Source organism: Planctopirus hydrillae, assembly GCF_001707835.1.
Classification (GTDB): Bacteria; Planctomycetota; Planctomycetia; order Planctomycetales; family Planctomycetaceae; genus Planctopirus; species Planctopirus hydrillae.
In genome coordinates this window covers 220255-230199 of the sequence record NZ_LYDR01000116.1, presented here as the reverse complement: position 1 = coordinate 230199, position 9945 = coordinate 220255, and the positions used below count along the sequence as shown (strand labels likewise).

The following is a 9945-nucleotide window of genomic DNA, read 5'->3' as shown; positions in this document are numbered from 1 at the left end:
AGCCCGGCACCTTCGAACTCCTCCGCAATCCCGAACTGCTCAACTACGCCTTCAGCCCTTAACTTGATGCGTATGGGTCAAACGTCTTCGTTTGCCCCCAGGTCTTTGACTCTCATCACTCATGGCAAACATTCTTGAAAGTCATGAAATTGTGTCTCGGATGCATTTGCGCAGGGGAACTTTGTTGACCAGGGGGCGGATGAAGACATCCGACCCCTGCCACCCGAGCAAGAACGACGCCCTTTCGCACTGTTTTGATTTTTTAGGGGCTTCAGGGCCGTGCCACCCCGTAAGTGTGTGAAAGTCCTGGCAAGGCTAGTCAAGTTATGCCTGACCCGCGACGTGAGCCATTTCTCCAGCGTGGTAGCTGGAGCGCACAAAGGGGCCGGAGGCGACCATGGAGAAGCCGAGGCCCCGGGCCAGTTCACCCAGTTCGTCGAATTCTTCGGGAGGGACATACCGCTCGACCGGCAGCATGTCGGGGGTGGGTTGCAGGTATTGGCCCAAAGTGAGCATATCGCAATTGACCGCCCGGAGATCGGCCAGAACTTCCAGGAGTTCGTCCCGGGTCTCGCCCAGACCAAGCATCAGGCCCGTCTTAGTGAGCATATCGGGAGCTTCTTCTTTGATTTGTGCCAGCAGGTTCAGTGTCCGCTGGTACTCCGCATTGCGGCGAACGCGGTGATACAGCCGGGGGACAGTCTCGGTATTGTGATTAAAGACATCGGGCCGGGCTTCGATGACTCTCGAGATCGCAGCGCGGTTCCCTTTGAAGTCGGGAGTGAGCACTTCGACCTGGGCCCCGGTTCGTTCGCGGACAGCCAGAATGCATTCATAAAAGTGGTTCGCACCACCATCAGGCAAATCGTCGCGGGTGACCGAGGTGATGACGACATATTTGAGTCCCAGACGAGCGGCGGCTTCAGCCACGCGACCTGGTTCATCGAGCTGGACGACTTCGGTCTTACCGCGAGGGACGGAGCAGAAGCCGCAAGGCCTCGTGCAGACATTCCCCAGCACCATGAATGTGGCGGTCTTGGCTGACCAGCATTCGGTGCGGTTGGGGCACTTGGCACTTTCGCAGACCGTTTCAAGTTTGAGGTCGGCGATCACATCCGAGGTGTACTGCATGCCGGCTTGCGGCAGCGGGCGTTTGAGCCACTTGGGAAGCCTCAGACGCGTTGTGGTGACGGCTTCGAGATGCGGACTGGCTGCTGACCCGCAGGAACTGGGTTGAGCGGCAGAAGCCGGAGTGGCGGATCTGTCGCAGCCACCACTTCCACATTGATTGGCGGCAGAACCACTGGCTTCAAAACCGTTAGGCAGAATGGGCAGCAGGTTGGGTGAAGACATAAACTTTCCTGACAGTACGCCGGAGTGAAGGATGCCCGGTCGTCAAATGATAGCGGGGATAATCGAGAGCGGCAGCCAAGTGACGCACAAAAGCTTCACGAACACTCGAGAGAGCTGTCGGTGCCCGTCGATGAGCGGCCAGCGTGGAAACACGTCCATCATGGGTTCCCCAATCCACCAGTCGCAAGGCTGGCGGGGGAATAGAGACGTTAATAAACATACCTTGATGAGTAATGCCCCTGCGGCAGCCTGTGCCAATAAAGGCAAACTGTCCACAGCGGCCAGCCAGTCCAGGTGATTCAGGGTGTGATAGAGCGGGGGCTTTGAATTCGGTCGCCAGGCTCACCAGAGCGGTTTCAAGTCTGGTTCGGTGCTCGAGAAGTGACCAGCCTTTACGATCGATGGGAAGGAGCACGTAGGCAGCGAGCTGGCCGGGAGTGTGCACCCAGGTTCCACCCGGTCGATTGATCCACTGTGTGGGCATTTCGCGGGCGGTGAAATCCACCGGCTCGGCGAGCAGATCCGCCCGGCTGCCCTGTCTGCCAATCGTGACCGTGGCGGGGTGTTCGCAGAAGAGGGCATAGCCTTTCGTGTCGTCACGCGCGAGAAGCTCTTCGAGGAGTTGTTCCTGCAGCCTTTGACCCGAATCGAAATCGACCATTCCCAACAGATGGAAGTGGAGCGCTGACGACGATCTCGCAATCTGGCTCCAATTCGGGGGCGGGGTGGGCATGGAAAAATCTGGCTGGTGAATACAAATTCAAAAATTCGTGCTCGGCCTGGATCAGACGCAAGCTTCTTAACGATATTGTACCAGCAGGACAGGAAGACGAGAGGGTTTGACGATCTGCGCCAGCAAGTTTCCCTAAGGAAAAGTGTTCCAAAGCCCTGTTACTGGCACAAAACACCTGAGGATGTGATCAGTACTCTTCGGCGTCGCTGGAGTCATGCCGGGAATTCGAATCCGTCCGTTCCTGAAGCTCCAGGAGGCGGTCTTCGTCGAGGTGATCGACAATCTGGTACTTGCCATCCCACCAGCGGGAAAAATCGACGAGCTTGCACCGTTCGCTGCAGAAGGGGAAATAGGCATTCACACTGGCTTGCGGCGCGACATGCTGACAAATCGGGCAGGTGGTGGGCCGGATCATGGGTCGTTTCCCCTGAGAAGTCGCTTCGAATGAGAAGTCGTTTCCACTGAGAGACTGGGAACATACTTCTGGTGCACCGGCGGTTTGCAGGCCCACGAAACGTATGTTTTCGCATCGAACTCGTTACGGAGTATATCCACTGAGAGGACGACTTCCCAATTGTTGACGGAGTGGAATGGTCGTGGGATGGAAGTTGTCGATGGGGAATTCATCAATCTTCGGCTTTGCCGTCGTCGCTCATTTTCACAATTCGGGGATCAAAGCGAGCGAGAATTTCGACGAGATCAGACTGTGCCTGCATCACGCTGAGAATGTTCTTGTAAACGCCCGGCACTTCATCAGACCCTGCCGAAATGACACGAACACCTTTCGCTTCGAGTTCTTTGCGAACTTTGGAAAAGTTGAATTGATCCCGGGCTTTGGTGCGGCTCATCACCCGGCCAGCCCCATGAGAAGCTGACTCGTAGCTGTCAGCGACCCCTTTGCCTTTCACGATGAACGCCGGGTCGGCCATGGAGCCGGGAATCACTCCGAGAACACCTTGACCTGCAGGAGTGGCTCCTTTGCGATGGACAATCAGCTCGCGACCGAAATGGACTTCTTTCCAGGCAAAATTGTGGTGATTTTCGACACCAGCAATAATGCGTCCACCAAGCTTTTTACTCACCAGACGATGAATCACATCGTGATTGGCAGCAGCAAAATCTCCCATCAGATTCATGGCAGCCCAGTACTCCTGGCCAGCTTCGCTATCGAGCGACAGCCAGGCCAGGCGGCCAAAATCTTCGCAGCCTCGCGGCAAACGGGCTTGTGCCATCCGGCTGTAAGTATCACACACCGCGGCTCCCGGGCCACGACTGCCACTGTGGCTCAATAGAGCCGTATAAGTTCCAGCCTCCAGGCCCAGTTCCGGACTGGCTGCTGCGAGAGTCAATTCGCCAAACTCGACGAAGTGATTGCCTGAACCGCTCGTTCCCAGTTGGCGACGGGCTTTGTCTTTATGCTCGCGGGTAATCCGCGTGATGTTCCAGTCGGCATCCAGCACCGCATGATCCTGCGGCTTTTCGTGGACTGCACCCACACCAAACCGCGTACCAGCTTCAATCGCATGGCGAAAGCGTTCGAAATTCGTCGACAATTCCGATGGTGGAACATCGAGTACAGAGAGCTTCATGCGGCAGGCAATATCCACACCCACGGCATAAGGCGCGACGGCATTTTCCAGAGCCAGCACACCTCCAATGGGCAGCCCATAACCGACATGAGCATCTGGCATCAGGGCCGCACCATGAGCCATCGGCAGCAGACAGGCCGTACGCATCTGGGCATGTGCAGCCGGGTCGATCTCCTCGCCCCAGGTCTTGTAAGCAGCAGGAACTTCTCGCTTACTGGTAACAGGTTCGCTGATCAGCAGTTGGGCCAAAGCTCCACAGAACTCGTGTTCGACAAAAGCCGCCGGATTCGCCACGACTTCAGCCAGCAGAGTTTTAACATTGATTTCGCGACCATGTTCGCTGGCCTTGATCTGCTGAATGGTCTGAATAGCAGGCACAATCGCATGATCGGGAACACCGATTTTATGCAGTTGAGAAGTGTTCATCTCGATCATCCGAATTCTGTTGGACGCGCCCTCAGCAGGCATGGATTGCTGTGAAGTTGTTGTCGATGTTCCGTTGGTATTGATCCATCAGTCGCTGATGGCCAGCCGATTCGAAGTCAGTGGACAGCGCAAAACCTGGTGAGGTTCACCACGTCTTCTCATGAGGGATTCTCTATGGTGTCATCTGTGGGGTGATAGCCACTGAAAATGGAGAGAATCAGTCCCAGGCCAACAGCAGGAAGGACAATCAGCAGCAGTCGATCGGCATAATTGACAGCCAGATGATGCATGGCCATGCAGACCGCGACGAAGAGGATCGGCACAATCGGGTAGCCTGGAACTTGAAAGGGACGTTCACGGTGCGGATCGACTTGCCGGAGGATCAGAACACTCAGACCCGTCAGGCCCAGAAACAGCCAGAAAAGTGGGGCCGACATCGCGAATAGCGTCGAAAAACCACTGTCAAAGTTGCTCCACGTGATGGTGGGAAGATAACAGGCCTCGAGCAGTCGGTTGAGTGCTTCTTGACCGGTTTTTGTGCCGAAGAGCAGAATCAGCCCGCTACTGACGATCCCCTGCACAATCAACGAGACATAGGGCGATTGCCGGTGTCGTGAAAGCCAACCCAGCGGTGCGAGGAGCCGATGTTCCTGACCAACGGCATGATGGACACGTGCGACGGCCAGAATCAGGCTGTTCAATCCACTGAAGGCGGAGATCGCCACCACGACATGCATGGCCCGGGCAGCGTAGTCCCCCAGCATCAGTCGAAAAAGATCACTGGGTGGTGTTTTGGAAGCGGCCAAACCAGCAGCCCCCAACCCTCGTAAATAGGCCAGATTGATCAGCAGGTAGAGGATCGCCACCAGCCCCAGACCAATCCATAGCGCACGAGGAATGTTCTTCCCCGGGCGATGAATTTCGGCTGCCACAAAACCCGCATCGTTCCAGCCACCGTAGGCGTACATCACCAGCAGTAAAGCGACTCCCAGATTGGGAATCTCATTGATCACCACCGGCTGGCTGAATCCGGGATCGGCACTGCCAAAACAGAGGCCAGCCACGATCAAGGCACTCAGCCCCAGGATTTTGAGTGAGACGAGAATCCATTGCACGAGAGCACCGGCTTGAATCCCGATGAGGTTGATCACCGTCAAGAGGGCGACAGCCAGCATGGCGCCCCAGGCGACTTGCGAAGCAGCCGGGGTGGCAGCGAGATCTGTTAAGAACATGCGATTGGCGAATTCGGAGAAAATCCACGCCAGAGCCCCGATGCTGCCAGTCTGCACGACGGTGAGCTGCAACCAGCCAAACAGAAAACCTGCGACCGGCCCATACGCGCGCGTGAGATACCAGTATTCGCCCCCTGTTCGCGGATAAGTGGTGGCCAGCTCGGCGTAACAGAATGCGCCCATGAGGGAAATGAGAGCGCCGGCAACCCACAGGCCCATCATCATCAGTGGGCTGCCACTCAGGAAGAGAACTGTGGGCGAGGTAAAGTAAATCGCACTGCCAATCACAATCGCCACAATGAGATTGACACCATCCGCCAGTGAAAGATGCGTTCGTGAAGGTGTCGTTTCTCGCTCCTGTGTGGTGTTCGTCACTCTGCTTCCTAGCCTGTTGCCTGTGTTAGCCTTAAGTCGAGTTCGCTTAAAGTCGGGTTCTCAGAGTTGTATCGTGCCAGCCCATCGGCCGCTCCTGAGTGTATCGTGGTCTCAATCTGAGGAAACCTTCCAGCGAGGCGACCAATTGCCAGACTTTGCTGGAATTCTGCAGAACATGCTGGCTGAAAACCACATTTCCTGCCACCGGGGAGAAGGGAGAGGTGTTAATGAACGAAGAACGAAAAAATTCATTTTGGCAATAATGATCAGTTTTGGAGGGATTGGTAAACAATTTTGACTTCTGCAGAGATCTCTAGAGAGTTGGGCCGTAGTCTTTGTGTGTGATGTGTTGAACCGTTGCCGGGTATGTGCATGTCGATTTCTCTCCATCCATTGACCAAAACCGAATTGAAGATTGACGGCTCGCTGGCTGGAAGTCGGCTCCCCTGGGAGAACCTGAATCTGCAGGACGCCGACTTTGCTGTGCGAGCCGTCGAACAATTGCTTCGCCTGGCGATTGATGAGCGTGCAAGTGATGTGCACCTGGTTCCCTCCCCTGCAGGATTGCAGATTGCCTTCCGGCAAGATGGATTGCTGGAGTCGATGGGGAGCTTTCCCCCTGAGGTTTCGCCTCTGATCATCAATCGCATCAAAGTTCTCGCTCAACTGCTGACCTATCGGACAGACCTGCCTCAGGAAGGCCGCCTCAGGCTGCCGGAGTTTCCGGGGGAATTGCGGGCCAGTACTTTCCCGACCATTCATGGCGAGAAGGTGGTTGTGCGCCTCTTTATTGGTTCAGGCCAGTATCGAGTGCTGGATGAGCTGGGCTATACACCCAGGGTGCAACTCGGGTTGGAGCAGGCACTGTTGCAGACCAGCGGGATGCTGCTATTGACCGGGCCAGCCGGGAGTGGAAAAACGACGAGTGCATACGCCTGTTTGAGATGGCTGCAGGAGTATCGCAAGGGGCAATGCAGTCTGGTCTCGCTGGAGGATCCCGTCGAAGCATTTCTTCCGGGAGTTTCGCAGACACAGGTTCGCAGGGGCACGGAATTCAATTATGCCCTCGGATTGCGATCTCTGTTGAGGCAGGATCCGGATGTGATTTTTGTAGGGGAAATTCGCGATGCCGAGACGGCTCAGACGGCCTTTCAGGCCTCACTGGCGGGTCATCTGGTGATTTCCACATTTCATGCAGGCTCAGCAGGAGATGCGATTTGCCGGCTGACAGATCTGGGGGTCGAACCTTTTCTCCTCCGCACCGGCTTGATTGCTGTGTTGTGCCAGCGACTCGTCAAACGACTCGCCAAAGATCGAGAGACTCCCTTGTCAACGAGGAGGTACGACGGTCGTTTTGTCGCTGCGGAACTGATGGAGCCGGAATTGCATCACCTGGCTCGACCCATCATGCGTAAAGTGAATGGCAAGCGTCTTGAGGAACTGGCAGCCCGGCATGGTTTCGTTCCCTTACGGGAGGCACTCGAAGAGGCTGTCCGTGCCGGGAAGACCGACTGGCAGGAAGTTTATCGAATTCTCGGGACTCGACCAGTCGATGAGCGCCGGGATGTGACTTGAGAGATCATGGATTCAGATCATGGGTCAAGAACAGGACTGTCGTTGTTGATGACTGGAGTATTGCCTGTTCACAAGCAGTTTATTCATCTGTAGACTCTGATCGAATGAGTTCCTTCGATTTTATATTCCGAGCAGATTCAATACATATTTAACAAATACATAGTGACCCATTAGAACATCTGCGGGCGAATCATGTCTGCCACACCGGCTGTTGTTATCTCTTCTGCGGCACTCAGGGCTCTGAATCAAGAGCTGGCCCTGCTGATTCGAGCAGGAATTCCTCTGGAAATCGGGTTTCAGCAACTGGGGCGGGGTTCATCGAGCGATCTTGCCCGCCTGGCAGAACGGATTGGCGAGCGATTGCAGCAGGGACAGGCCCTCGATCTCGCAATTGCTTCAGAAAACACGCCGGAGGCTCGGCTCTACGCCACGATTGTCCAACTCGGGATTCGCAGTGGTCGGCTTCCGGAAATGCTGGAGTCGATGGCACATCTGGGTGATCAGATGTCGGCCGTTCGCGAAGAGTTTCACAGAGTCGCAATTTACCCGACGATCGTTGTCGCATTGACGTATCTGTTGATCTGCGGTCTGGCGATCTGGTTTATACCCCGCTGGCTCCTCACGTTGGAAATGTTTCGTATTCAGGGGGGCTGGATCGAGGTGGCTCTGCGCTCGATTCATGACTACGCCAGCTACTGGATGCCTGCGATACCAATCGTAGCCATAATTGTCCTCTGGGCGGCAGGAAGAACATCAATTGTCCGGGCAGGTCTCCTGGAAACGAGAGCCAGTGTCTGGCCTGGTTTGCAGGTGGTGAGTGGTGCTCTGTCATGGCTGATCGGACTTCCGGATGCAGTGCGGTGGGTGCAATGGCTGCATATCTGCGGCCTGTTGACAAAAGAAGGTTTGCCCATTGAAGAATGTTTGAAATCATCGAATTATCTCTTGGGAACCGGGCGTATGCAGCAAGATTCGCGGGAAGCGTTGCAGGCCATTTCCGCCGGTATCAGCCCGGAGGCAGCGCTGTTGCGAATTCGTGATTTACCCCCCTTTGTGGCCGATGCGATTGAGATCGGCATTCGTACCAATTCACTCCCGGTGGCTCTGGAGTTGTCGACCGGTGTGATGTTTCGTCAGTTGCAGTCCCGCCTCGAATGGTTATCGGGATTGATTCCGCTGGTGTTAACCTTGCTGATCGGGGGAGGTTGTGGATTGCTCTATGTGGTGGCGGTCTTCGGGCCACTCATGGTCTTCTGGTCAGGGCTATCACTCCAATCGTAAAAAGGTATTTAAGCGTTATCGCTAAATAAGCCAGATATGTAACCCTTAAGCATGTATGCAGATGCCCATCAAATGTTGAGTCAATAATTATCATCGGCGATCTTGCGGGTGTAGTTTTATAGAGGATGTGAGATGCCTGAATATCTCTATCAAGCGATCAAGGCGAGCGATCCTTCGCCGGGAGCATTGTCGAGAACGGCAACACGCGAAATCATCCGCGGGAGGATGAAAGCGGCCAGCGACAATCTGCTGGGGGACTTGCTGCGTGAAGAGGGATTGGAACTGATCAGTTTTGAGCGTGCCGACCGCCAGGAGTCGTTCGGGCTCGCAGTGCTCCCGATTTTCCCTGAAGTCACGACCGATCATCCGGCACAGACGGAGATCCCGCCAGAACTCTGTTTGCGCCTGCTGGCAGAAGAAAGCCCGTCCCGCAAAGACCGCAAAAAACTGCTGCATGCCTGGAAACGTTATCGACATGATCAGGATCTCGCTGCCACGATCCAGTTTGCCGGTACCGCATTACCAGCAGATCTGGGGGCCTACCTTAACCATTTACAAGATGGTCGTCTGACAACAGCCCTCTTACGCGAATTGATGCTGGCACGGGCCAGAGAAAAATTGTTTCGCCAGCGAATTTTCTTCCAGATTGGAACCCCGTTTTTATGGTATGTCGTCACCGTCATGATTCTCGTGGCTGCAGGGACAATAATTGTTCCTCGATTCAAAATGATGTTTGATGATTTTGGAACTCGCCTCCCGATATTTACCAGCCTGGTGATCGGGTTTTATGATTTTCTGGCCGGCTATTCGCTGATACTGCTTTTCCTGGTCGCACTGGCAATCGGCAGTTGCGTGATCCTGACGCGATTCACAACCTTCGGGCGTTTATACCGCCGGTTGATGATCTATGTTCCTCTAATAGGCCGCCCGATATATCACTTAAAGTCAGCGACCTATACAGAAGTCTTCAGCCTGACTTTGCCCTGGTCATTACCGCTCCCCGTCGTGGCCCGGCTTGCGGCTTTGATTGCCGAAGAGCCTCTTTTTCGAGAGTCCACCGAAGAGTGGATTGAACAGATGGAACAGGGAAAAGCTCCTCAGGATGCGTTTGGTGAAAAGACCTTTCTGCCCGCATCGATTGCCAGTTTGTTCCGCCTCAAGACTTCGCCTCATGGTTTGCAGGATGCCTGCAAGTTATTAGCAGCCTCGTTTGTCATCCGGGCCATTGCCCATGTCAAGATCGGCGTCTTCTGTATGCCCCAACTGATGGTACTGACCTGCGTGCTGACTGTCGGGTTTGTATTGTTCGCCATGTTTTCTCCGTTATTCATGCTGCTCAACAGTCTGGCGTAATGGAGCATCGATCACAGCGTACATGCTG

The 9945-nt window shown here is 54.9% G+C and carries 8 protein-coding genes; 3 read left to right on the top strand and 5 right to left on the bottom strand.

Annotated features, from left to right (window positions below; translation table 11 throughout):
- Positions 1–324: 324 nt before the first annotated feature.
- From lipA to A6X21_RS14680, 5 genes are all read right to left on the bottom strand, one after another.
- Positions 325–1353 carry a lipoyl synthase gene (gene lipA, locus A6X21_RS14700; RefSeq protein WP_240490271.1) on the bottom strand — a complete coding sequence of 343 codons (1029 nt, stop codon included), beginning with the start codon at positions 1351–1353 and terminating at the stop codon, positions 325–327.
- Positions 1319–2086: a lipoyl(octanoyl) transferase LipB gene (locus tag A6X21_RS14695; protein WP_131818350.1), complete on the bottom strand. Its 768-nt coding sequence runs from the start codon at positions 2084–2086 to the stop codon at positions 1319–1321. The genes lipA and A6X21_RS14695 overlap by 35 nt, the downstream gene beginning before the upstream one ends.
- Positions 2087–2273: 187 nt before the next feature.
- Positions 2274–2501 carry a DNA gyrase inhibitor YacG gene (locus tag A6X21_RS14690; RefSeq protein ID WP_068849154.1) on the bottom strand — a complete coding sequence of 76 codons (228 nt, stop codon included), beginning with the start codon at positions 2499–2501 and terminating at the stop codon, positions 2274–2276.
- A gap of 211 nt (positions 2502–2712) precedes the next feature.
- Complete coding sequence (locus tag A6X21_RS14685) at positions 2713–4101, bottom strand: RtcB family protein (protein WP_068849152.1); 1389 nt, start codon at positions 4099–4101, stop codon at positions 2713–2715.
- 158 nt (positions 4102–4259) lie between these two features.
- Entirely contained in the window at positions 4260–5708 is a 1449-nt protein-coding gene (locus A6X21_RS14680) for an APC family permease (protein WP_068849105.1), read from the bottom strand.
- A 372-nt stretch (positions 5709–6080) separates the two neighbouring features.
- Between A6X21_RS14680 and A6X21_RS14670 the strand changes: the two genes are divergently transcribed.
- The 3 genes from A6X21_RS14670 (at position 6081) to A6X21_RS14660 (ending at position 9917) form a co-directional block, all read left to right on the top strand.
- A complete protein-coding gene (locus tag A6X21_RS14670) occupies positions 6081–7283 on the top strand; it encodes a GspE/PulE family protein (protein ID WP_068849101.1) in 1203 nt (400 codons plus the stop codon).
- Between the two features lie 192 nt (positions 7284–7475).
- Positions 7476–8564, top strand: coding sequence for a type II secretion system F family protein (locus A6X21_RS14665; protein ID WP_068849099.1), 1089 nt, complete (start codon positions 7476–7478; stop codon positions 8562–8564).
- Positions 8565–8696: 132 nt separating this feature from the next.
- Complete coding sequence (locus tag A6X21_RS14660; protein ID WP_068849097.1) at positions 8697–9917, top strand: type II secretion system F family protein; 1221 nt, start codon at positions 8697–8699, stop codon at positions 9915–9917.
- The last annotated feature ends 28 nt before the right edge of the window (positions 9918–9945 follow it).